The organism is Chryseobacterium sp. SORGH_AS_0447 (assembly GCF_030818695.1).
Taxonomy (GTDB): Bacteria; Bacteroidota; Bacteroidia; order Flavobacteriales; family Weeksellaceae; genus Chryseobacterium.
Genome location: NZ_JAUTAR010000001.1, coordinates 1,717,940 through 1,740,261 on the forward strand (window position 1 = coordinate 1,717,940; position 22,322 = coordinate 1,740,261).

Below are 22,322 nucleotides of genomic sequence, written 5' to 3' on the forward strand. Positions count from 1 at the left end.
GAAGACTTTTTTGCTGACTTCCCCAGAGTTACCAGCATGGTTCTTTTCGCGTATAAAATGTGTAAGAGCTTGAATATGCCGAATCACCATTTCCATAGGAATTAGACACAAATCTTTCCTTAGTTCTCTAATACCATGTTTAGATTCCTCCGGAAAGACATAGAGGGCAAGGAATCTGTTTTCTGATGACTAATAGTGAATAGCTTAATCTTCCGTTACCACAGCATCCCTTTCTCCGTCCTCCTTTTTACCCTCTTCAATCATTTCTTCGGCTTCGGCTTTTTCTTCTTCGGTGGCGTAATCGATTTTCTCTTCCTGTTTCTTTTCCTGTTCATGGTCAATGAAAAACTCGCAGAATACTGGAAGATGGTCCGAGCCGAAATTCTCCAGGGTTTTTAGGTCATCAATAAAAATTTCCTCGCTGTGGAACATCAGGTCGATCGGAAACCGTAGCAGTTTGTATTTTGCATGGAAGGTAGATACAAAGGAGCGCCCGATTCGCGGATCGATAAGATGACTTGTTTTCCTGAACAGTATGGAAGATTTTGACCAGGCCACATTGTTGAAATCACCGACAACAATCACCGGCTTCTCGATTTCGATCACTCTCTTTGCAGTGCTTAGCAGGTCGCCGTCTCTTTCTTTAGAAGTTTCTTCTTCTGTCGGGCTTGGCGGCGGCGGATGAACGCCGAAGAACACAAATGAAAATCCGTCTTCGGTTTTCAGATGGGCTTCAATACTCGGAATATCATCGGCCACGAAAAAATGCGTCCGGGATTCTTCTATTTTGATTTTCGAATAGAAATGCATACCGTATGTATTTTCCAGAGTTACTTTATGCTGATAAGGATATTCATTTTCCAGTTTGCGCAAAGCTTTTTCCCAGTCGCCGTTGCTTTCCATAGTGAGAAATATTTCCGGCTGGTATCTTTTGATAAGCTGGATAAAACGGTCGTATTCTGTATTAAACTGGTAAACATTGGCGGAAATAAAATGCAGTTTGTCGGAAGACTGATATTTCTGAGTAAATTTTTTAACGGGATAGAGTGGAGTATATTTTATTAAAATAACGCTGTGATGGATAAAAATAAGTACCAAAAGGCCCTGGCAGTACCATAAATACTCGGAACGGGGAATCAGGAAACCCAGGATAATGGTGAAAACCGTAAAAAATGTAATCTGGATTTTGCCAAATTCAGGGGTGCGGAAAACCCAGTGTGCGTGCTGGATTTTGGGCAATAAAGTAAGAATTAGCAATAAAACGGTCAGACTCAAATACAGTATCCACATATCTTTTTAATAAACGGATAAATTTAATTCAAATTTCTAAGTTTTCAAACGCCTGGGTAGGTAAAATTCAGTAATTAAATAAAAGAATCCGGATTAATCACTATTTTTATCCGGTCATAAAATCAATAACCTCATGAAGAGAACATGCGCTCTTATCTTGCTGCTCGGAAACTTTTGCTTTGGCCAGCAGAATAGGGAAATCGAAAAACCGATCCGCAACCTGTTTTTAGGAATGAAAAATGCCGATGCCGGACTGTTGAAATCTGCATTTTCTGATGCTGTCATTCTTCAGACCATTACCAAAGAAGGCGTAAAAACTGAAAATATTAATGATTTTATAACTTCTGTTTCAAAAATGGAGAAAGATGCGCTGGACGAAAGAATTACTATCGAAGCGGTTCATAAGGACGGAAACCTGGCCAGTGTTTTTACGTCCTACACATTCTATTTTAAGGGTAAATTCTCCCATTGTGGAGCCAACAGTTTTCAGCTGGTAAAGCAGAGCGGGGAGTGGAAAATACAGTATCTGATTGATACAAGGAGAAAAGAGAATTGTAAAGTGATTAATAAATGAGAGATAAAAATCTGATTTTAAACCCTGTTTTTGTAGGCTGCCTTACGCTTTTGTTTCTGAATGATCATCTATTTAAAACAATGTATCATAACGGAGCAACAGGGAAATTGTCGGATATGGCAGGGATTGTCTTATTCCCGATGCTTTTGGCTTACCTGTTTCCGAAGTTCAGGGAGAATGCTGTGTTTGTAGCAGGAGCATTTTTTATTTTCTGGAAATCGCCGTTTTCAGGAAGCCTTATTACTCTTTATAACCGGGTTTCCCCGATTTCCATTCACCGGGTGGTAGATTACACGGATCTGTGGGTATTGCTGCTATTGCCGATTCCCTATTTTCTGATTAAAAACAGCTTTTATCTGAAGAAAATCAACTTTCTTAAAGTTAATGTTTTCGCAGTTCTGATTCCTACAGTATTTGTACTGATGTCTACTTCGCCGCCTTACTCTTATTTTTATATTTCTGAAAAAGGCACTTTGGTTTTCAAGGGTGCCAGTATTGAAATCAAGAAAACAAAAACCGATCTTCTCAGAGAAATGGATGTTCATCACGTAGCCTGGGTAAAGGATACGGCAGAGGTTATAGAATCCCTTCGTTTTGAGACATCAAGAATGGGAAAGTTTGATCAGAATGCTCTTAAAAACGGAGGTGCTATCTTCACCATAGATAATGATGAGCTCCGTTTGCTTATCCTGAGAAAAATATATGAAAGCTCAGATTATAAAATCCCGGAATTAAAAATAGGAGACAGGACAGTAAAGAACCTCAGGTTGTCTATTGAGCCTTCTTACAGGGAAATAAACTCGAAAAAATTCAGCACCGTTGTCATCCGCGAAGTGGAAATTGATAAGAACCTGGATCATGATAAGGCAGGAAAAGAGCTCAGGAAAATTTATCAGGACATTATCATCAGTAAATTCAAAAATTTTTAGCATGAAAATCCATCATATCGCCATTATCTGTTCAGACTATGAAGTCTCAAAAAATTTTTATACCGAAATTATAGGACTTAATATTATCCGTGAAGTATATCGGGAGGAAAGAAAATCGTATAAGCTTGATCTGGCCATCGGAGATCATTACGTCATCGAACTCTTTTCCTTTCCCGATCCGCCACCGCGACCTTCCCGGCCGGAAGCCTGCGGATTGAGGCATCTTGCGTTCTCAGTAGAAAGCGTTCAGGAAAAAAGAGAAGAATTAATGCAGAAGGGATTAGCCTGTGAAGACATCAGGATCGACGAATTTACAGGGAAAGCATTTTTCTTTACACAGGATCCCGACAATCTTCCGTTAGAATTTTATGAAATATAAAAAATAAAGCAGTTTCAAGAATGAAAAAATATGCAGTATTATTTGCTCTCGCCCTGATGAGCCAGCTGAATGCCCAGGATGTTCATGAACCGAAAAATCATCCGAAAGAATGGTCACAGGCGTATGAGCCGTTCAGGATTGCCGGAAACCTGTATTATGTCGGGACTTACGACCTTGCTTCGTATCTTATCGTAACGAACAAAGGAAACATCCTGATCAATACCGGTCTTGCCGATTCACTTCCGATTATTAAAAACAATATTAAAAAACTTGGCTTTAAATATAGCGATATTAAAATCCTTTTGCTTAATCAGGCACACTACGATCATTTGGGTGCAATGGCGGACATTAAAAAGGAAACCGGCGCAAAATTGTATGCGGACGGGGCAGACGCAGAAGTATTAAAAAGCGGAGGGAAATCGGATTACGAAATGGGAAAGTATGGGGTCACCTTTAAGCCCGTTACTCCCGATGTTATTTTAAAAGACAGGCAGGCCGTAACACTCGGCAGCACCAAGCTGATCATGCTGCACCATCCCGGCCATACGAAAGGCTCATGCAGCTACCTGCTTGAAACGAAAGATAAAAGCAGAAGCTATAAGGTTCTTATTGCCAATATGCCCAGCATCATTATCGATCATAAATTCTCGGATGTCTCCGCATATCCTGGTATCGCCAAAGATTACGCTTACACACTCAGGGAAATGAAAAAGCTGGATTTTGATGTTTGGGTAGCTGCCCACGCCGGTCAGTTCAGCCTTCACGAAAAGCATAAGCCGACAGATCCGTATAATCCGAAAGTTTTTATGGATAAAAAAGAATACTTTAATGAACTGGATGAACTCGAAAAAGAATATCTTGAAAAAAAGTCAGAGGATCCTATTAATGAGCATACCCGGTAAAGAAACTGATTGCCATAATAGCCAGCACGATCGAGGAAATCACCACATAAACGTAATCCTTTTCTTTTAAGTAACCGATTAAAGCGAAAATAATCCTCATCAACGGAGTGAAAATCAGCAGGAGAATGCCCAGCTGGATGATGGCCATGCCTTCACCTTTGCAGAGTGTATTCCAGAAATGGCTCCATACTTTTTCCGAAGAGCCACCCATATCGAGAAGCTTATATTTTTTAGGCATCTGAAAGCCTTCCGTAAAGAGCTTTACAAAACCTACCAGTGAGGTGGTGACCGATAAGATGACACCTAAACGAAGAAGATTGCCTACCGAACGGTTAAGATCCGTGTCCGTGAAATTCTTTCTCATGAGAAATTGCTTCTTATTCCGTTATACATCATATATACTGAAAGAATTGTAATCACAATTGCGAAAAAGGTTTTCAGTTTTTTGGTTTTGGAAACCATCAGGGTTTTGGAACCGATGAAACTTCCTACCACGACTCCTACCAAAACAGGAGCAACGATTACCGGGATAATTTCACCCCGCTGGAAATAGATCAGCGAGCTTGCTACGGCTGTTACGCCGATCATGAAATTACTGGTTGTTGTAGAAACCTTGAAGGGCAGCCTCATCATATTATCCATGGCCAGAACTTTAAGGGCACCGGAACCGATTCCCAGCAATCCGGACATGGCACCGGCAAACATCATCATAAAAAATCCCGGAACGGTATTTCTTGCAGAATAGCTTTTCAAAATACCTTTATCGGGAAAAGTACCGTATAATTTCAGTTTCTGCTCCAGGCTTCCCTGTACCACAGGTTCCTGATGATCCGGTTTTCCTTTTAAATTTAAAATAACGGTCAGAAGAAGAATACTGGCAAAGATAATTCCGATGGTATTCGGATTAAGCATTCCGGAAACCAAAGCTCCGACGATGGCTCCTGCCGTGGTAGCGATCTCCAGGAACATCCCGATCCGCATATTTGTGAAGCCTTCTTTTACAAAGGCAACGGCCGCGCCGGAAGAAGTTCCGATCACGGAAATTAAAGAAGCACCGATGGCATAATGCATAGGAACACCGAACCCCAGCGTCAATAAAGGAATAATGATAACGCCTCCTCCTAAACCGGTCAGCGACCCAAGAAGTCCTGCCGAAATTGCTCCAAGGAAGAGAATGATGATTTCTGACATGCTACAAATATAAAACTATTGTAACAGTCTGCCAAACGTTTAAAAAAGATAAATTTGATGTATTTTTGCATAAACAAAAATTATATGAAACTATTTTATGTCATCCTGGGAGCCACACCGCCCGGTAGAAATATAGAGCAGCACGATGTATTCTTTGGGATTGCGGAAAGCCTGAAAGATCTGGTAGAAGATATGAAGGCATTCTGGAAGGAAGCGAAAGGAAAGATCCATATCGATTGCTATCAGGAAGTGAAGTTTGTGGACGGGTACGAAGTACAGATTGTGGAACGGGGAGAACAGACTTCCGAAGAACAGCTGTATTTCATCAATCTTGGAGGATATAAAAGAGGCTATTTTGAGGAATTCCACGAGCAGCATCTTGTGGTGGGAAATTCCATGAGTGATGCCGTAAAAAGAGCAAAGTCTACGGAGTTTTATAAAACCATGGGCTTCAAAGGAGCCACCAGCCATATCGATGAAAAACTGGGGGTGGATATCGATGATATTTTCCCGGTAAAGGAAATCCTGCCTACCGATATGAAAAAGAAATATGCAATCTCTTTGGTAAAATCCGAGGCGGAAAATCAGGAGAACTTTGTAAGCCTGGGATATTTAAAAATTGATAAAGTTCAGTAAATAATAAGAATAGACATCACTTGCTATTTTGAACCGATTAAATTGTAAACAATTAATTTAATAAGCGTTTTAAGAGTTAGTGATTTTTTGTAAATTAAAACATAGTGCACTTTTTTAAGTGATATGCTTAAAGCAGGAAGTACTGGGAAAAATCGCTGTGAAATCTGTATTCAGAAAGCAATAGATAACGGAATATTTGAAATTTAAATCTAACAGAAATAAATATAAGTAAAAAATGAAAATTGGAATTTTAGGAGGCGGACAGCTGGGAAGAATGCTGATTCAGGAAGCATTGAAATACGACGATGAATTTTATACCCTGGACCCGGCTTCCGATGCACCCTGCCATAATATTTCTTATTTTACCCAGGGCAGCTTCAACGATTACGAAACCGTTCTTGCTTTCGGAAAAGATAAAGAAGTAGTAACCATTGAAATCGAACACGTGAATGCTGATGCGCTGGCCGAACTGGAAAGTCAGGGCGTAAAGGTGGTGCCGAATTCCAATATCATTAAAACCATTCAGCAGAAAATCCTTCAGAAGCAGTTTTATAAAGCCCACGACATCCCGAGTCCTGAATTTGAAGTAATGGACGGAAGTTCTGATGAGATCAAGATGCCATTGCCTTTTGTACAGAAAATGAACACGGGAGGATATGACGGAAAAGGCGTGCAGGTAATCCGCACGGCTGAAGACATGAAAAACCTATGGGTGGAAGATTCGGTTATTGAGAAACTGGTGGATATCGATAAAGAACTCTCTGTGATCGTGGCCAGAAATGAGAATGGTGAAACCAAAACATTCCCGGTAACGGAAATGGTAGCCGATCCGAAGCTGAACCTTTTGGATTTCAATATCTGTCCGGTTCTCCTTTCGGAAGAAATCGAAGCACAGATCGATGCCATTACCGAAAAGTTCTTAAATGCCATCCAGTCACCGGGACTCTTCGCCATTGAGCTGTTCCTTGATAAAGAAGGAAAAGTATGGGTAAACGAAACAGCACCGAGACTTCACAATTCCGGGCACCAAAGCCAGGAAGGAAATGCAAACTCCCAGTTTGAGCAGATGTACCGCGTCGTAAAAAATCTGCCATTGGCGGATACGGATGCGATTATTTACAGCGGCATGCTGAACCTGGTAGGAGCGGAAGGCTATTCCGGAAAAGTAATCTATGAAGGAATGGAAGACGTATTAAAACTGCCGGAAACATACATTCACCTGTACGGAAAAACGGAAACCAAGCCGGGAAGAAAAATGGGCCACATTAACGTCCTTGCAGAATCCCGGGAAGAGCTGATGGAAAAGCTGGTGATGGTGAAAGGAATGGTGAGGGTAATTGCACAATAATTGAACTTATTATAATAAAAAAGACTGCCGAAAAGGCAGTCTTTCTGTTTAGTTACATTGATATTCCGCAAACCTCGGATATCCGTTTTCATTATATTCGTAACCGCTTATTTCACTGGTTTCATAGGTTGAAGTCGGATAGCCATCTAAGTAGGTCATTTTACTGTATTTTCTATAATTATTTTTGGAGAGCCTTAAATAGAAAATATCCTCAAAAGGGACATTTACATTGGCATAAGGATTTTTATAGGTATCATAATTATCATATTTGATCTGGATTTTATAATTAACGTGAGTTCGATCTAAGCTGCTGTGATTCTGCTTTCATGAATGATATCACACTTGGTATTAATGGAAGGTTTTTTATCGAAGAAAGAATAAGCAGCCAGAGCTGATAAGATATTGAGGATAAAGTTCTCAAAACTTCTGTGCCTGGTATGTTCTATCTGACAGATATTCTTAAGTTCATCGTTTACAGATTCAATCAAAGCCCTTTTTCTGAGCATGATTTTGTCCTGTAAAAGCATTAGGGAATTTTTCATGTTTTTCTTTATTTTGGTTACCAGATGAACTCCGTCGATAAAGAGCTGTTCAAAAAGATCTTTTCCGATATAGCCTTTGTCTCCAAAAAGTTTCCCAAAGATTCTTTTATGCAGATCCATGCTCTTTAGCGGTTCCCTGTCATCTACATTGCCTGCGGTGAGGATAAAATCCAGGAGCTCACCTTTGTCATTAATAATCAGATGAAGCTTGAACCCATAGAACCATCCTAAAGAACATTGTCCCTTCTGAGCAATGCCTTTCAAGGTTTTGTGCTGCTTTTCCCTTTTGATATGACAGGCTCTTAAAGGCGTGGAATCTATAAAGGAAATGCCGGTACATTTTCCCAGGCACATCATCTTCACAAAAACCGCCATTGGGATATTCACTTTTTTCTGAAGCTCGACAAACCGGTTATAAGAAACCGTTACCGGGAATTCTTTTTTCATATATCTTTGGATATAGCCCTGGTAAAAATGTTTGAAATTTCTGAAAGCCCCATAATGAAACAGGATCATAATGGTCATCACTTCACTCTGGGACATAGCAAATTTTCGTTTTCTGATTCTGATTTTAGGGTCCTCTAAAGCATATTGCTGTAAAACCTTATCGAATTCTTTAAAAAACTCATCAACAATATAATAAATATTCGTAATTTTATCATTAGAAATCATAGCGGATTATTTAGTTTAAATATTTGAATTTCAATACCTTAAATATACTAAATTTTCCGCTGTTTTATATTGTTTTTTCTTGTTTCTTACGTCGAACTCACGTTAATTAGGACTCGATGTTGCGATTTGTTCAATCAGTCTTAAATTTCCATCCGAATCATAGGTAAGCGTTTTCGTAGTTTCTCCGTAAACATCTCCGAAGCTGTCGGTGGTTTTTTCTTCAATCAATATTATTTTATTGTTGGAATTATAAGAATATTTGAAGTTTCTTGTATCGCTACTGCCGTCGGTAAAGTTGGTAGAAACCCTGTTTTTTTCCGATAATCTCCCTTGGCTGTCATAGACAAGATTGTCAACAGATTGAATATTAGTAGATATATTTATCGGTTCAATGATTTTTATAGGTTGCAATGAAGTATTATACTGAACTTCGGTTGTTTTATCCGGTTGAATCACATAAGTTGGATATTGCTGGCCGGAGGTACTGTTATCAATCAGTTTATAATCCAGTTTTTTAGTAATCCGGTTACCATCATAAACATATTCGGACAGGTAAAATTGTTGGCCGGTATGTTTTATAGTCGTTTTGTTAAATTTTGTAATATAACATTTCTGTTCCTGTACAGATTGATCATCGTTCGTGCATGAGCATATAAAAAGCAGCGAAATAATGGCGAAAAAATTTTTCATTAAAATGGCTATTGATTTTTAGCTGCAAATATACTCAAATTGAATGTTACAATAAAGTGTCTAATCTTTTTACTCATGGATTTTAGGAAAACCAACCTTCCATTTCCGGTCTGTAGAGTTCCATAAAAGATAAGGACCGTCAAAACCTTCGATGTAAGTAAGTTCAAAGCTCCCCTTATGATCCGTCGCGTAATTAAGATAAATTTTTGAGTCTTTAAAAGAAAGTCCTAATTTCTCAAGTGTTTTATAATCTGTTCTTTCGGGAAGTCTTCCATACTTTTTTGAAAGCTTTCAATACTCCAGATGATTTTATTTCCGGATTCTATATCTAATTTTCTCGTAATTTCGATCGGCAAGTTCTAGTAAACTGTTATTGAGATTATAATCAATGCAAAAAATGAATCTATAAGTATGGCTGCTTTTTTCATTATTCGACTTTAATTCATATGATATAAGATAGCTTTATCTTTTCTTACGGTTATCCAAGTAATTATTAACATAACTTTCGTAAACACTTTTCAGAATTTCGCTTTCTTTTTCAAAATGGTTTTCAGCATCCCCGGCTATTTTCCTGTAGTTCTTTAGCTTGGTATTAAAATCCCAGAATTTGTAAGTAAGAAAAAGAGAAAAAAGAAATACCAATGCAACATTAGTAAAAACTAGTTCCCTGTTTTCTTCAAAATAGTTTTTTTCAGTTGTCAATCTGAAAATGGTAATAATTAAAAATGCAGCAATAATAATGTTTGAAAAAGCAATAATGTAATTTAGAACTTCATGTTTCTGAATGGCTGCAAATCCTTCTTTAACTCTCTGAATTTCTGACTGTGCGCATTTGCTCTTTGAATCTTAAATAATTTATACTGTCTTAGATCTTCATCTATTCTCTCGGTTTCATTTATGATATTAGTTTATAAGGGAAATATAATTATTATTTTATTTAAATGATAACATTTATTTGAAAATCTTCTTAATCACATTCCCAATCTCCATAAAATCACCGTGATTTCCGACAGAACGTTTTTCGGGGTTGTTTTCGTCAAGCTCCGAGAAAGGGAAAATCAACAGGTAGTTGTTGTTGCCCAGGTTTCTGTTCAGCAGTTCGGGGATCAGGCGCATCTGCGGGATATAAGAAGACATTCCCCTTTTGGCCATAAAAATGATCAGGGCTTCATCCTCTTTCAGTTGAGCGGCTGTTTTTTCACCGTCTTTCCAGGAATTCATGATAATAAATTCAGCTTCGATATTTGCTTTCTTGATAATTCTCTGAAGGATATCCAGGATCTTTTCCGAAGCATAAAACACCAGGGTGGCACCGGAATTCCTTGCAATATTCCAGACCCTCAGCAGGGCATGGAAAAATCCGGCTTCCAGATGGGCATTTTCCGGAATCATCACCGCGTATTTTTTTACGGTCGATAAAGGCTGGGCGGCATGATAGACCAGTACATTCACATCTTCATTCTGTAAATATCCGTTGTAAAGGTTGTAGACAAAAGAAGGGGAGAAGCCCTTGTCATCATTAACAGCAATGATCAGGTCTGTAATTTTCTGTTCCTTAATCACGTTGCTTACTCCGTTGATCACATCATTGTCGTACCTTTTCAGCGACTGGATTTTCACATCGGCGGCAGCGGCCGTATCGGTGGCCGTGTGAAGCAGCTTTTCAGCATTCTTTACCGACGATTCGTTTTTATCTTCATTAATGATATTTAAGGCATACAGATGTTCCGTGTTGGAGTGGGCTTTGATCAATATCCCCAGATTGACCATCCGTTCTACGGTTGTTTCATAGTTGAGAGCCAAAAGAATATTCTCTTCCTCATGGCTGTTGCCGGAAACCGTATCTTCATTATCCTGTTCTGCAATTTTCTGGGCACTGGCCATTGATACGAAAGAGGAAATCGTACACGAAATAAGGATCAGCAAGATACTTCCGTTCAGAACGTGTTCGTTTAAGAGCCTGATCGGTTCTCCGGTTTCGGTTTCGGAAAGGATAATGTTATAGCCGACCATCACCGAGGCCAGCGTAGCCGCAGCAGAAGCAGAACTTAATCCGAAAATAAGCTTGCCTTCTTCCTTCGACAGCCGGAAGGTTTTCTGTGTAGCCACTGCCGAAAGATATTTCCCACCGATAGAAGCTACGAGCATGATGCCTGCTACTTCCAGCGTTTCCCAACTTTTAAAAAATACTTTAAAATCAATCAGCATTCCGACACTGATCAGGAAAAAAGGGATGAATATGGCATTTCCTACGAATTCTACGCGGTTCATCAGCGATGAGGTATGCGGGATCAGCCTGTTCAGTGCCAGTCCGGCAAAGAAGGCCCCGATGATGGCTTCCACTCCGGCGAGCTCTGCCAGTAAAGCCGCCAGGTAGATCATCACCAGTACGAAAATATACTGCGAAATTTTATCATTCACTTTTTTGAAAAACCAGCGGCCGATAATCGGGAATACCACCAAGACGATAAGCCCAAATATGACGAATGAAACCGAAAGTTTTACCCAGAATTCGGTACCCACCTCTCCCTGCGACATTCCTACAATCACAGCGAGGACCAAAAGCGCGAGGATATCCGTAATCATGGTTCCTCCGACCGTAATATTCACGGCGGGATTTTTAGCGATTCCCAATTTGCTGACCAAAGGATAGGCAATCAGGGTATGCGATGAAAAGAGACTGGCAAAAAGAATCGAAGTAAGGACGGAGAAATGTAGAATATAATACGCTCCGAAATAACCTAAGACAAAAGGAACCGTAAACGTATAGATTCCGAAAGTCAGGCTCTTCCACTTATTTTTTTTGAAATCGCCCATATCGATCTCCAGCCCTGCCAGGAACATGATGTAAAGCAGCCCGGTAGTTCCGGTAACCACGATGCTGCTGTCCCGGGCCAAGACATTAAAGCCGTTTGGACCGATTACGGCACCGGCAATGATAAGACCCAGCAGATGCGGAACCTTTATCTTGTTTAAAAGCAGCGGTGCGGCAAGGATGATGATTAAAACCAATAGGAATTTCAACACCGGGTCTTCAATCGGAAGACTCAGGTTGTGTATGCTCAGTAAGTTCATTGTTTGCTTATTTGGTGGAACGGACTAATTCTACAGAGAATTTTGCCATACAGTTGTTATCGGCGGTAATGGTTCTCGTGCCTCTCATTTTATTGGCGGAAAAATCATTAAGCAGCACATTCATTTCTACCTTTTTTTTCGAAGTAGAATCGGTTTTAAATTGAAGTTTTACTTCGTTATTTTCAAATTTTCCGGAATAGAGTCTTACCAGATTGTTGTTGTTGATAATCTTGGTTACCAGCTGGATCGAATCGCTGTCGAATTCCCACGTATCAGTACGCTGGTCGCCCACTACATAATCGCTGCAGTTGGATTCCGTACAGATTACTTTTCCCGTCCAGGATCCGGCGATCTGTGCGGGCCAGACGTTAATGGTTACAGAATCTTTCTTGGCAAAAATACTGTCCCGCATTTTTAATAATGACTGGTATTCGGATTCTTTCTGGGCAAATGCCTTTTCTTTTTCCAGCAACTGCTGTTCTCTCGCTGTAAGATCATTTTCCTTTTTTCTGTTGTCGCAGCTTATTAAAAAGAATACAATGGCAAGTAAAGCAAATAGTGTGTTTTTTTTCATATTGAATAGCTTGGTTTACACAAGATAAGAAAAAATGTGCAGAAATTAAAACTTTCCACTTTATAAAAGGCTTGTAAATAAAACCTTCGTAGGATTAAATTTTCTGTTTTTTAAACATTTGTCTGTTGTAATTGATGATGAAAACACCGAGAATAATCAGTACCGCCGCAATAATAAATTTAGCAGAGATTTCTTCATTCAGGATCAGCCAGCTCAAAAGAGATAGAGATAATGGTATTGATGTAGGCCAGAATAGAAACCTGTACCGGAGAAACTTTCGTTAATGCATAATGATACGCAAAAAATGCCGCTACCGAACCAAACAGGGCTAAGTAAAGCATTGCGGAAACACTTTTCAGAGACCAGTTTTCAAAATTATAATCTTCCGTAAACATAAAGGCAAATATGATCTGGATAATTCCGGCAAAAGCAAACTGATAAAAAAGGTTCAGTGAAATATTGCTGCTTTGGATATTCATTTTTTTTGTGAAAATAGTTCCCGAAGCCCAGCCCAGAATTCCACAGAATAAGAGGAAAATGCCGAAGCGGTATTCCGGATTGGCCAGATCCCGGATCCCGTCCCAAAAGATAAAGGTAATCCCGCTGAAGCACAGCATAACCCCGATGAATGCCTTGAGGGTAAACTTTTGCAGGCTCAATGCAACACTTCCTAGAAATACGATAATAGGAGAGGTGGCACTGATCAGCGAAGTAAGGCTGCTGGTAATGGTTTCTTCCGCGACGGTAGTCAATCCGTTAGCGATGATCAGCATCAGTGAGGCGAAAACAAGCTGATAGCTCAGGTTTTTCCAGCCAATCCACTTAAACTGTCTGCGGTATAAAAGAATCATCATCATGATAACAGCGGCCAGGAACTGCCTGATTCCTGCAACAAACCACGCCGGGATCGTTTCTACGGCGACCCGGATCGACAGGAATGTGGTTCCCCACACAATGGCAACGGTAAGGACGGCGAGGGTAAGCTTGTAATCTTTCAAAACAATGGTATTTTGCAAAAATATTTAAATTAAAAAATATTCAGTGGGTTTACAGTACCCGGATTTCAGGATAACAGAACAAGTTTTACGCCTTTTTGGAAGAACCTTATTAATTTTTTATCTTTGGGCATCTAATAAATTGAAGAATGGTAGGAATTATAATGGGAAGTCAGAGCGACTTGCCGATCATGGAACAGGCGGCCAACTTTTTAAAATCACTGGATATTCCGTATGAGCTGACGGTGGTTTCAGCGCACCGGACTCCTGAAAGAATGTTCGATTACGCGAAAACGGCTAAAGAAAGAGGCCTGAAAGTAATTGTGGCCGGCGCAGGCGGTGCCGCTCACCTTCCGGGAATGGTGGCCAGCTGTACCACATTACCGGTGATCGGTGTTCCGATTTTATCAAGCAACTCCATAGACGGATGGGATTCCGTACTTTCTATTCTACAGATGCCGGGTGGCATTCCGGTGGCTACCGTAGCCTTAAACGGTGCTTTAAATGCAGGGATTTTAGCAGCAAAGATTATTGCCACTTCCGATGAGCAGGTAGCTGAAAACCTTCAGAAATATCAGGATGCGTTAAAAGATAAGGTTTTGGGAACGGTAGATGATATCAAAGCAAAACATCCCAACCATTTTGATCAGTAATTTTTTTAATTGAATGATAGAAACCGGGGCTCACGAAATTCGTGATCCCCGGTTATTTTTTATTTTTTGATGAATTTAAAATTTTGGATATTTTTATCGGAAATTAGACTAAGGATATAGTTCCCTGAAACCAGATTGCGGATATCGACTTTACTGTCATTTAGCATCCCTCTTGAAACCGTCCTTCCGCTCGGGTTGAAGATCACAAACTTTTTTGCCTCGCTGTTCCTCACAAAGATAAAATCGGTGGCAGGGTTCGGATAGATGCCGGTGTTGTCCTCAGCCTTTACGTCCGAAACTCCTAAAACAGATTGGCATTCTTTATCATAAATGTCGCCGGCGATGTTCCAGTTTTTAGAAGTAATCAGATAGTTCCTTGCATTTACTGCTGCAGGATGGGCATAGACTAGTGGTGCTACAGATGACAGGAAAATATTGTTGGGGGTAGCAGAATTCTGGCTCCAGCCTACCAAGGTTCGGTCGTAATTCTGGCAGTTCAGCCCCGAATTTCCTAACATGCCACTTGCATTGGTCAGACTGCCTAAATTCCAATTGCCCAAATTCTGGTTGAATTGAAAGGCATTGGAAAACATTCCCTGCATTGCAATAACGTTCGACGTATTCCAGCCGCCGATGTCTTGATTAAAAACCTTCGCATTCATAAACATATAGTCCATCCGGACTACTTTGGAAGTATTCCAGCCGCCCAGGTTCTGATTAAATTGTTCCGCACCGGAAAACATGCTGTTCATACGAACCACTTCGGAAGTATTCCAATTTGAGATATCCTGGTTAAAAGCCTTTGCATTTAAAAACATATTATTCATTTCTGCTACTTTAGCAGTATTCCAGTTTCCGATGGGCTGATTGAAAACCTTAGCGTCACAAAACATAAATTCCATATCCGTTACATTGGAGACATTCCAGTTTCCGATCGGTTGATTAAAAACTTTTGCGTTGTGGAACATTGCGGTCATTTCCGTTACTTTGGAAGTATTCCAGTTTCCGATCGGCTGGTTAAAATTATGGGCCATCAGGAACATAACAGCCATGCTCGTTACATTGCCGGTTTGCCAGTTTCCGACAGGCTGGTTGAAAATAGTGCATCCGTTGAAAAGTGCGGTGAAATTTGTTACATTGGAAGTATCCCAGGTATTAATTGTCGGGTTTCCGAGCAAAGAAGGACAGTTCATAAACATATAAGACATGTCGGTTACCTCCGATAGGTCCGGAATATCCGTGGCAAGCAGGTCTAAAGTATGACAGGCTGTAAATGCATACTGCATGGATGACCATTTGATATTGCCCCATTGATTGATTGCAATGATTTTTGAACTGTCCCCAGTAAGATATGAAGTAAATGGTAACGTAACAATATCTCTAAAATGGATCCTATGAAAATTGCCGTTTCCGTTGCTTACCTTTACAGTATAAGTGGCATCGGCGGGATTGGGATTGAGAGGTGTCCCGAAATCCAGTAAAACCTGGTATACTGAAGTTACTCCGGTGAGGGTTGCCTGATGAGCAGGATACCCCACTTCTTCCCATTGGATGGTATAATTCGTGCCCTGAAAGGGCGCCCAGACCTGGGTATCCGATGAAGGAAAAGGAGGGTAGTTAAGAACAGGATTCTGAATATTACCAGGTTTCCAGGTGGTGATGAATTCGTTTTGGGCTTTTGTAATTTGAATAAATACAATAAATAAAAGCAGCGTTATTAGTTTTTTAAACATATCAATATTTTGTGATTTAAGTTTCACAAAAGTAATGAAATATTTAAAATTATTAATTATTTTATAATTTTAGATGGAAAATATTAATTTAAATAATTAATTAGGGAAATATATTAATAAAAAACTCTCCAAAGCGGAGAGTTTCGTTTTTTATTCCTGAAGCATATTGTCCCGGGTGTTTTTCTGTACCGCGATGGCCCCGAAAAGCGCCAGTAAAAAGGCAAATCCGTAGAATCCTTTTTCACTGGGAAGAATGGTGGCATTCCACAGCCCGATTGCCAATAGTACAATAGAAGAAAGAGTGGCAAACCAGCAGATCCCGTAATAGATATCCGTTACTTTGATGTTTTCCAGCCGGTCTCTTACGGCTTTCTGTAAAGATACTACTGCAAAAAGCCCGTACAGCAGGATGGTAAAGTAATATCCTTTCTCATTAAGCTGCATTTCAGCTCTTGCCAGTCCTACAATAAAGCCGATCATTCCGGCTCCTAAAGCGATCCATGATGCCGCGACAAACGCGGTTGATACATTTTGCTTTTTCATGTTTAATGTTTTTGTTAAGATGCCAAAGATATTAATTTAAATTAAATATGAACACCAACTGGAATTTTTGCATTTTATTGTGTGGAAGGGTGTGGTCAATAGTGAATGGTCAATTCGCTTCGCTTGTCAATTTTGTATTGATAGAAGATTCACAATTCACTTGCGTAGCAAAATTCACGATTCACTTTGTACCGTCAATAGTCAATCATCTTCGCTTATCAATTTGTGAGGGATGTAAAAGTCAATGATAAATTGAATCAAAAGGACAACTGCTAAATCCTTTACCGAAAAATTCCACTCCTCTGGAGGGGTGACAAAAATTCTTTGAATTTTTGACGGGGTGGTTGACAACAGCATGGTTTAAAAGGTGAATGGTGAATAGTCAATCGCTTCGCTCGTCAATTTGCATTGGTATAAAATTGACCATTCACTTGCGAAGCAAAATTCACCATTCACCTGCTCCGGCAGAATTGCCCCAATAAAAAAACTCCCCAATCAATGGGGAGCCTTTATTTTTGCTAGAAGCTTAGTATCTGTAATATTCAGGTTTGAACGGACCTTCTACATTTACTCCGATATAATCGGCTTGTTCCTGAGAAAGGGTTTCCAGTTCTACGCTTAATTTCTTAAGGTGAAGGGCAGCTACTTTTTCATCAAGATGCTTAGGAAGCATGTATACTTCATTTCCGTATGCTTCAGAATTATTCCAAAGTTCGATCTGAGCCAGAGTCTGGTTAGAGAAAGAATTGGACATTACGAAAGACGGGTGGCCTGTCGCACATCCTAGGTTTACCAATCTACCTTCTGCAAGGATGATCACTTCTTTTCCTTCGATGGTATAGATATCAACCTGCGGTTTTACCTCAGATTTTGTAGAACCGTAGTTTCCGTTTAACCAGGCCATATCGATTTCGTTATCGAAGTGTCCGATGTTACATACAATCGCTTTGTCTTTCATTTTAAGGAAATGTTCTCCTCTTACGATGTTGAAGTTACCGGTAGTTGTGATGATGATATCCGCGTTATCCACTACGGTATCCAATCTTTTCACTTCATAACCGTCCATCGCTGCCTGAAGTGCACAGATCGGGTCGATTTCAGTTACCGTAACGATAGAACCTGCTCCTCTGAAAGAGGCCGCTGTTCCTTTACCTACGTCTCCGTATCCGCAAACAACCACTCTTTTTCCGGCAAGCATGACGTCAGTTGCTCTTCTTACCGCATCTACGGCAGATTCTTTACATCCGTATTTGTTGTCGAATTTAGACTTGGTTACCGAATCGTTAACGTTGATAGCAGGCATTACCAAAGTTCCGTTCTTCATTCTTTCGTATAGTCGGTGTACTCCGGTTGTGGTTTCTTCAGAAAGTCCTTTGATATCTTTTGTTAATTCAGGGTATTTATCGAAAACCATATTGGTTAAATCACCACCGTCATCAAGGATCATGTTCAATGGCTTTCTGTCTTCCCCGAAGAATAAAGTCTGCTCGATACACCAGTCGAATTCCTCTTCGTTAAGACCTTTCCATGCATAAACAGGAATTCCTGCAGCAGCAATAGCAGCAGCAGCGTGATCCTGGGTAGAGAAAATATTACAAGAAGACCAGGTAACTTCAGCACCTAAAGCCACCAATGTTTCGATAAGTACAGCAGTCTGGATTGTCATGTGAAGACATCCTGCGATTCTTGCACCTTTCAACGGCTGAGACGGTCCGTATTCTTCACGGATAGCCATCAAGCCCGGCATTTCAGCTTCTGCAAGGGTAATTTCTTTTCTTCCCCATTCTGCAAGGGCGATATCCTTAACTTTATAAGGAATGTATTGTGTTGTCGTACTCATATGTAATGAATAAATTTAAATTCAACGATAATAAGCTGCAAAATTACAACTAATAATTAAGATAAAAAAACATTGATATGCTTTGAATTAGCTAAACTGATTTATAACAGGAATTGTAAAAAGCAGATCCTTAAGATCAAATTAATTCCTAATAAAACTGTGAGGCGCCTGCCGGAAATTTTTCACTATTTTTGTCGGATAAATCCAAACCCATGCCTCTTTACCGCGATTTTTCCGATGATAATGCCACTATTCTTGTATGGAAGTACGATGAATCTGAAGAACTGGATATTCATAAGCTATTGGAACCTGAAAATGCCGATAAAGTAAAAGATTACCATCCGAAGAAACTCCAGGAGGTTTTGATGGTGCGTAAATTATTAAAAGGCTTAAAGCCCAATTCCAAGATTTTATATAAGGAAAGAGAGCCGTTTTTATCTCCGAAAGATGCGGAAATTTCGATTACCCATTCTTTTCCGTTTGCGGCAATTGCCATTTCAAAAAACAAAATCGGGATCGATATTGAAAAATTCAATCCTAAAATTTTAAGGGTTATCGATAAGTTTACCTACGAAGAGGAGCGGGGATTTATTCCTTTTGATAATGAAGTCACATTTTATACGATCATCTGGAGTGTAAAGGAAAGCATGTACAAAATCCATCATTCCAAGCACTGGTCGCTGAAAAAGCATTACGAAGTAAAGCCGTTTGAACTGAAGCATCTTCACCAGATCAAATGCAGGGTTTACGATGATCAGATTTCAGATGAATTAAAAGCAAGGGTCGAATTTTTCGACGATTACTGCTTTACGATTGTTGAGGAATAGGTTGTACCGGTTCCTGCTTTTCGTGGGATTCGTTTTTGTAGGTTTCAATAACCTTGCGTTGTTCTTTGGCGACATCAAAGATCAGTTCCAGCACATCATGAATATTTTTAAGCTCGGTAAGCCTTGAGATTTTATCGGGATCCCGGAGATCGTACGATTCATTCTCGGTAAGCTCAGCTTTTCTTTTAAGGATGAGGTCGTCCAGCGACGAATCTTCGGGTTCGATACGGCTTTCCATATTCAGGGTATCCGTGATTTTTTCGCCGTTCAGAAGATTGGAGACTTTCTGCATTTCCGCTTCAATTTTCCGGCTCCAGCCTTCCGCATCGATCTCAGGATATTTTTCATTGTCCTTTACGTATTGCGAGAGGGAAGCGGTATAAGCAGTGATCAGATGCGAGGTCGCCACAAACTGATGTACGACCTCCAGTTTTTTCTGCTGGTTTTTAGGATCGGAAATCATCCGCTGGAAGTTATCGGAAAGGTTGGCCAGGGAAATAATCGCGTTTTTCCGTTTTACCTTATAATCTTCAACATTAAAACCTTCACCGATAAATTTTGAGATCACGCTTTGGAAATAGATGAGGTTGGCCTCTGCCGATTTTTTCATTAAATCCAGATTCTGGGTGTGTTCCCAAACCGGCAGTACAACATAGGCAACCAGCGAAGTAATGATAGCGGCAATAATGGTATCTACAATCCTGTCCCTGAAAATAATATCGACATTTCCGGGACTGAGGAAATTAAAGCTTACAAATACATAAATCGTCATGAACAGGACCGCCCAGAAATACCTTCCTTTTAAAAAGCTGAAACACATAATCATGCTTAGAAGAAGCATGGTGAACAGGATTTCATTAATGCGGATATAATGCAGAATCCCATAGGCAATCACGGCTCCCGCAATTGTGCCGTAAAGACGCAGCAGGTTCCGCTGTTTGGTAATGGAGTAGGCGGGCTTCAGGATCGCAACGGTAGTAATGAGGATCCAGTAGGTATGACCGATCCCGATAAACTGGAACAGCGAAAATAAATAACCCAACAGTAAAGCAATGGTAATTCTCAGCGCATGGCGGAAATGAGACGATGAAAGGGATATGTTGTTTTTTAAAACTTTAAAATTCAGCTTTTCTTCATTCGGCATAAACTTTCTCAGGTCCAGACCTGTCGAAAGACTTTTGGCAAGCTTTACGTTTTGTGAGAATACCTTGTAGATCTCATCAATTTCTTTGGTGATTTCATTAATGCGCATCAGGATCTGCCGCAGGACCATAAAATTCTCAAAATTATCCGGCGAAATATTTTTGTTCCTGAAATCAAAATAGTTATGATTCAGGGTCTGTAGCTCTGCATTAAGATCAAACATCGGTTTTGCCCGGGTTCCGATCTGAAGCGAGATGCCGATGTTGGTAATTTCTTCCGCCAGCAGGTTCAGGTAATCGTGGATGTTTACCAGAACGGTGGTATCGCCGAAACTCTTTTGAAGCTTTTCGTAATCACTTTCGGAAGTCATCAGCTTTTCGTGAAGGTCCATGGAATTCAGCAGCATCAGCATGAGCAGGCGGCTGGTTGTAGTAGATTCATTAACGATGACACGGGTTTTGAAAACCGTTTCACGTGTTTCTTCCTGTAAATTTTTGATTTCGATCTGCTTGGCGATTACCTGGGTCGTCAGTTTGTTGAAGTCCGGGTTTTTCTGGTAATAATTTGCTTTTATTTTCAGAAATTCCGCGAGCTGTAGATAATTTTCACCGATCATTTGGCTGGCCAGCTTATAAGGCTGAATAGTAGTAACGATTAAAAAGATCAGTAAAAACCAGGTGCAGCCGGAAGCAAAGATCAGCAGGCTTTTTAGGATATTGGTTCCCGTAAGATGCCCGTCGATAAAGATCGCAAGAACTACCAGCGATAAAGAGCCGACGGCAGCCAGCCGCTGACCGTAAACGCCGATCAGTGAAAAGAACATCCCGAAAATAATGATCTCGGCAAAAACGAGAATTTTGATGTGCATCACCAAGCTGGCAATCAGGGCGACAAAGACAAAGCAGACAATCGCAAACGTCAGCGCGTTTCTTCTCCGGATGAAAGGCCCCGGCTGATCGGTAAGAGCGACAAAGCTGGTTCCGAGCGGGGAAAAGAAAATACTCTTTCAGGATTCCGAAGTGGGCAAGAACGACGCACGGCAGAACAGTGGCCAGTGTAATCCTGATGGCAGAATATACATATTGGCTGGTTACAAACTTTTTGAGTTCCGCGGAGTAGTTCATGCTGCAAAAATAAGGGTTACATGTGAATTATTGATTTATAAATAGTGAATTTTCTCCTGCAGGCATCTGATGTCTTAATTTAAATATACAGGTACCGGACTGAGAAATCATTATCAAATTTTAAACCATGATCCCGGTTTGAGGGTTTGGGCGTAAGAGGGTTTGATTGTTTTCGAAAAGAGTGGTAGGATGAATCTGTCTTCGCTAGATAAAAAGGATGATCAATTGGAAGCGGGAAGTTGGAAGTTTTATCTTTTTTGTTGAACATGTGGCTGCTGCCCTAGCCCGGATCGCAGTGGTTACCCCGGAGTGGGGGCTGGAAAGTTTGGGAGTGAATGGGTTTGGCGGCGGAGCGCAAGGATTGCGTTGGCGCGAGGAGTAGTAGCGGAGAGCCGGATTAAGCTCCTAAAAATTGAATGGGGAAGGGTGAATTTCGCTCTGCGAGTGAATGGTGAATTTTAATTATATTGAAAATTGACCAGCGCAGCGGATTGGCCATTCACCTTTAAAGCCATGCTGTTGTAAACCACCCCGTCAAAAATTATTTCATAATTTTCGCCACCCCTCCGGAGGAATGGAATTTTCGGTTAAGGGTTTAGATGCTGTTCTTTTGATTTTCCGTAAATCTTAGTCCATCTGAAAAAATTGACGAGCGAAGCAGA

General features: G+C 40.4%; 21 protein-coding genes. 8 read left to right on the top strand and 13 right to left on the bottom strand.

Annotated features, from left to right (window positions below; all coding sequences use genetic code 11):
- Window positions 1-204: 204 nt before the first annotated feature.
- Window positions 205-1,290, bottom strand: coding sequence for an endonuclease/exonuclease/phosphatase family protein (locus tag QE422_RS08125; protein WP_307456578.1), 1,086 nt, complete (start codon window positions 1,288-1,290; stop codon window positions 205-207).
- A 133-nt stretch (window positions 1,291-1,423) separates the two neighbouring features.
- On the opposite strand from QE422_RS08125, the gene QE422_RS08130 reads away from it, so the two are divergent.
- The 4 genes from QE422_RS08130 to bla are packed head-to-tail and all read left to right on the top strand — an operon-like array spanning window position 1,424 to window position 4,074.
- Entirely contained in the window at window positions 1,424-1,864 is a 441-nt protein-coding gene (locus tag QE422_RS08130) for a nuclear transport factor 2 family protein (RefSeq protein ID WP_307456580.1), read from the top strand.
- Window positions 1,861-2,793 (top strand): hypothetical protein, encoded by a 933-nt coding sequence (locus QE422_RS08135; protein WP_307456581.1) that lies wholly within the window; start codon window positions 1,861-1,863, stop codon window positions 2,791-2,793. Before QE422_RS08130 ends, QE422_RS08135 begins: the two co-directional genes overlap by 4 nt.
- 1 nt (window position 2,794) lies before the next feature.
- Complete coding sequence (locus QE422_RS08140; RefSeq protein ID WP_307456583.1) at window positions 2,795-3,172, top strand: VOC family protein; 378 nt, start codon at window positions 2,795-2,797, stop codon at window positions 3,170-3,172.
- Between the two features lie 20 nt (window positions 3,173-3,192).
- Complete coding sequence (gene bla, locus QE422_RS08145; protein WP_307456584.1) at window positions 3,193-4,074, top strand: subclass B3 metallo-beta-lactamase; 882 nt, start codon at window positions 3,193-3,195, stop codon at window positions 4,072-4,074.
- Here bla and QE422_RS08150 read toward each other — a convergent pair.
- Both QE422_RS08150 and QE422_RS08155 read right to left on the bottom strand, forming a co-directional pair.
- Entirely contained in the window at window positions 4,055-4,438 is a 384-nt protein-coding gene (locus QE422_RS08150) for a DUF1634 domain-containing protein (RefSeq protein WP_307456586.1), read from the bottom strand. The two genes, bla and QE422_RS08150, sit on opposite strands and share 20 nt — an antisense overlap.
- On the bottom strand, window positions 4,435-5,265 hold the full coding sequence (locus tag QE422_RS08155; RefSeq protein ID WP_307456588.1) for a sulfite exporter TauE/SafE family protein: 831 nt from the start codon (window positions 5,263-5,265) through the stop codon (window positions 4,435-4,437). The genes QE422_RS08150 and QE422_RS08155 overlap by 4 nt, the downstream gene beginning before the upstream one ends.
- A gap of 84 nt (window positions 5,266-5,349) precedes the next feature.
- Here QE422_RS08155 and QE422_RS08160 point away from each other — a divergent pair, with 84 nt between their 5' ends.
- Entirely contained in the window at window positions 5,350-5,901 is a 552-nt protein-coding gene (locus QE422_RS08160) for a DUF1543 domain-containing protein (protein WP_307456591.1), read from the top strand.
- Window positions 5,902-6,136: 235 nt separating this feature from the next.
- Window positions 6,137-7,249, top strand: a complete 1,113-nt coding sequence (locus tag QE422_RS08165) for a 5-(carboxyamino)imidazole ribonucleotide synthase (RefSeq protein WP_307456592.1) — start codon at window positions 6,137-6,139, stop codon at window positions 7,247-7,249.
- Between the two features lie 302 nt (window positions 7,250-7,551).
- Here QE422_RS08165 and QE422_RS08170 read toward each other — a convergent pair whose 3' ends face one another.
- The 6 genes from QE422_RS08170 to QE422_RS08195 form a co-directional block, all read right to left on the bottom strand.
- A complete protein-coding gene (locus QE422_RS08170) occupies window positions 7,552-8,463 on the bottom strand; it encodes an IS982 family transposase (protein WP_307456595.1) in 912 nt (303 codons plus the stop codon).
- Between the two features lie 102 nt (window positions 8,464-8,565).
- Window positions 8,566-9,153 (bottom strand): hypothetical protein, encoded by a 588-nt coding sequence (locus QE422_RS08175; RefSeq protein WP_307456597.1) that lies wholly within the window; start codon window positions 9,151-9,153, stop codon window positions 8,566-8,568.
- 462 nt (window positions 9,154-9,615) lie between these two features.
- The gene (locus tag QE422_RS08180; protein ID WP_307456600.1) at window positions 9,616-9,855 is read right to left on the bottom strand and encodes a hypothetical protein; all 240 of its coding nucleotides are present in this window, start codon (window positions 9,853-9,855) and stop codon (window positions 9,616-9,618) included.
- Window positions 9,856-10,104: 249 nt separating this feature from the next.
- Window positions 10,105-12,228 carry a cation:proton antiporter gene (locus tag QE422_RS08185; protein ID WP_307456601.1) on the bottom strand — a complete coding sequence of 708 codons (2,124 nt, stop codon included), beginning with the start codon at window positions 12,226-12,228 and terminating at the stop codon, window positions 10,105-10,107.
- A gap of 7 nt (window positions 12,229-12,235) precedes the next feature.
- On the bottom strand, window positions 12,236-12,802 hold the full coding sequence (locus QE422_RS08190) for a hypothetical protein (RefSeq protein ID WP_307456604.1): 567 nt from the start codon (window positions 12,800-12,802) through the stop codon (window positions 12,236-12,238).
- 194 nt (window positions 12,803-12,996) lie between these two features.
- Window positions 12,997-13,818, bottom strand: a complete 822-nt coding sequence (locus tag QE422_RS08195) for a DMT family transporter (RefSeq protein WP_373463349.1) — start codon at window positions 13,816-13,818, stop codon at window positions 12,997-12,999.
- A 128-nt stretch (window positions 13,819-13,946) separates the two neighbouring features.
- Between QE422_RS08195 and purE the strand changes: the two genes are divergently transcribed.
- A complete protein-coding gene (gene purE, locus QE422_RS08200) occupies window positions 13,947-14,450 on the top strand; it encodes a 5-(carboxyamino)imidazole ribonucleotide mutase (RefSeq protein WP_307456607.1) in 504 nt (167 codons plus the stop codon).
- A gap of 59 nt (window positions 14,451-14,509) precedes the next feature.
- Here the strand turns inward: purE and QE422_RS08205 are convergent, their stop codons facing one another.
- The 3 genes from QE422_RS08205 to ahcY form a co-directional block, all read right to left on the bottom strand.
- Window positions 14,510-16,183, bottom strand: coding sequence for a BspA family leucine-rich repeat surface protein (locus QE422_RS08205; protein WP_307456609.1), 1,674 nt, complete (start codon window positions 16,181-16,183; stop codon window positions 14,510-14,512).
- Window positions 16,184-16,333: 150 nt separating this feature from the next.
- Window positions 16,334-16,726: an inner membrane protein YiaA gene (yiaA, locus tag QE422_RS08210; protein WP_072952793.1), complete on the bottom strand. Its 393-nt coding sequence runs from the start codon at window positions 16,724-16,726 to the stop codon at window positions 16,334-16,336.
- Window positions 16,727-17,252: 526 nt separating this feature from the next.
- Window positions 17,253-18,566 (bottom strand): adenosylhomocysteinase, encoded by a 1,314-nt coding sequence (gene ahcY / locus QE422_RS08215; RefSeq protein WP_307456615.1) that lies wholly within the window; start codon window positions 18,564-18,566, stop codon window positions 17,253-17,255.
- Window positions 18,567-18,778: 212 nt separating this feature from the next.
- Between ahcY and QE422_RS08220 the strand changes: the two genes are divergently transcribed.
- A complete protein-coding gene (locus QE422_RS08220) occupies window positions 18,779-19,393 on the top strand; it encodes a 4'-phosphopantetheinyl transferase superfamily protein (RefSeq protein ID WP_307456618.1) in 615 nt (204 codons plus the stop codon).
- Here QE422_RS08220 and QE422_RS08225 read toward each other — a convergent pair.
- On the bottom strand, window positions 19,374-21,404 hold the full coding sequence (locus QE422_RS08225) for an FUSC family membrane protein (protein ID WP_307456621.1): 2,031 nt from the start codon (window positions 21,402-21,404) through the stop codon (window positions 19,374-19,376). The genes QE422_RS08220 and QE422_RS08225 overlap by 20 nt on opposite strands.
- Window positions 21,405-22,322: the final 918 nt, after the last annotated feature.

Excerpts from the sequence above, each read along its gene's own strand:
- QE422_RS08140 (WP_307456583.1), top strand. The coding sequence starts at position 2,795 with ATGAAAATCCATCATATCGCCATTATCTGTTCAGACTATGAAGTCTCA.
- QE422_RS08185 (WP_307456601.1), bottom strand. The coding sequence starts at position 12,228 with ATGAACTTACTGAGCATACACAACCTGAGTCTTCCGATTGAAGACCCG.
- QE422_RS08125 (WP_307456578.1), bottom strand. The coding sequence starts at position 1,290 with ATGTGGATACTGTATTTGAGTCTGACCGTTTTATTGCTAATTCTTACT.
- QE422_RS08135 (WP_307456581.1), top strand. The coding sequence starts at position 1,861 with ATGAGAGATAAAAATCTGATTTTAAACCCTGTTTTTGTAGGCTGCCTT.
- QE422_RS08205 (WP_307456609.1), bottom strand. The coding sequence starts at position 16,183 with ATGTTTAAAAAACTAATAACGCTGCTTTTATTTATTGTATTTATTCAA.
- QE422_RS08150 (WP_307456586.1), bottom strand. The coding sequence starts at position 4,438 with ATGAGAAAGAATTTCACGGACACGGATCTTAACCGTTCGGTAGGCAAT.
- QE422_RS08170 (WP_307456595.1), bottom strand. The coding sequence starts at position 8,463 with ATGATTTCTAATGATAAAATTACGAATATTTATTATATTGTTGATGAG.
- QE422_RS08220 (WP_307456618.1), top strand. The coding sequence starts at position 18,779 with ATGCCTCTTTACCGCGATTTTTCCGATGATAATGCCACTATTCTTGTA.
- QE422_RS08155 (WP_307456588.1), bottom strand. The coding sequence starts at position 5,265 with ATGTCAGAAATCATCATTCTCTTCCTTGGAGCAATTTCGGCAGGACTT.
- QE422_RS08225 (WP_307456621.1), bottom strand. The coding sequence starts at position 21,404 with ATGCACATCAAAATTCTCGTTTTTGCCGAGATCATTATTTTCGGGATG.
- bla (WP_307456584.1), top strand. The coding sequence starts at position 3,193 with ATGAAAAAATATGCAGTATTATTTGCTCTCGCCCTGATGAGCCAGCTG.
- purE (WP_307456607.1), top strand. The coding sequence starts at position 13,947 with ATGGTAGGAATTATAATGGGAAGTCAGAGCGACTTGCCGATCATGGAA.
- QE422_RS08190 (WP_307456604.1), bottom strand. The coding sequence starts at position 12,802 with ATGAAAAAAAACACACTATTTGCTTTACTTGCCATTGTATTCTTTTTA.
- yiaA (WP_072952793.1), bottom strand. The coding sequence starts at position 16,726 with ATGAAAAAGCAAAATGTATCAACCGCGTTTGTCGCGGCATCATGGATC.
- ahcY (WP_307456615.1), bottom strand. The coding sequence starts at position 18,566 with ATGAGTACGACAACACAATACATTCCTTATAAAGTTAAGGATATCGCC.
- QE422_RS08160 (WP_307456591.1), top strand. The coding sequence starts at position 5,350 with ATGAAACTATTTTATGTCATCCTGGGAGCCACACCGCCCGGTAGAAAT.
- QE422_RS08165 (WP_307456592.1), top strand. The coding sequence starts at position 6,137 with ATGAAAATTGGAATTTTAGGAGGCGGACAGCTGGGAAGAATGCTGATT.
- QE422_RS08130 (WP_307456580.1), top strand. The coding sequence starts at position 1,424 with ATGAAGAGAACATGCGCTCTTATCTTGCTGCTCGGAAACTTTTGCTTT.
- QE422_RS08175 (WP_307456597.1), bottom strand. The coding sequence starts at position 9,153 with ATGAAAAATTTTTTCGCCATTATTTCGCTGCTTTTTATATGCTCATGC.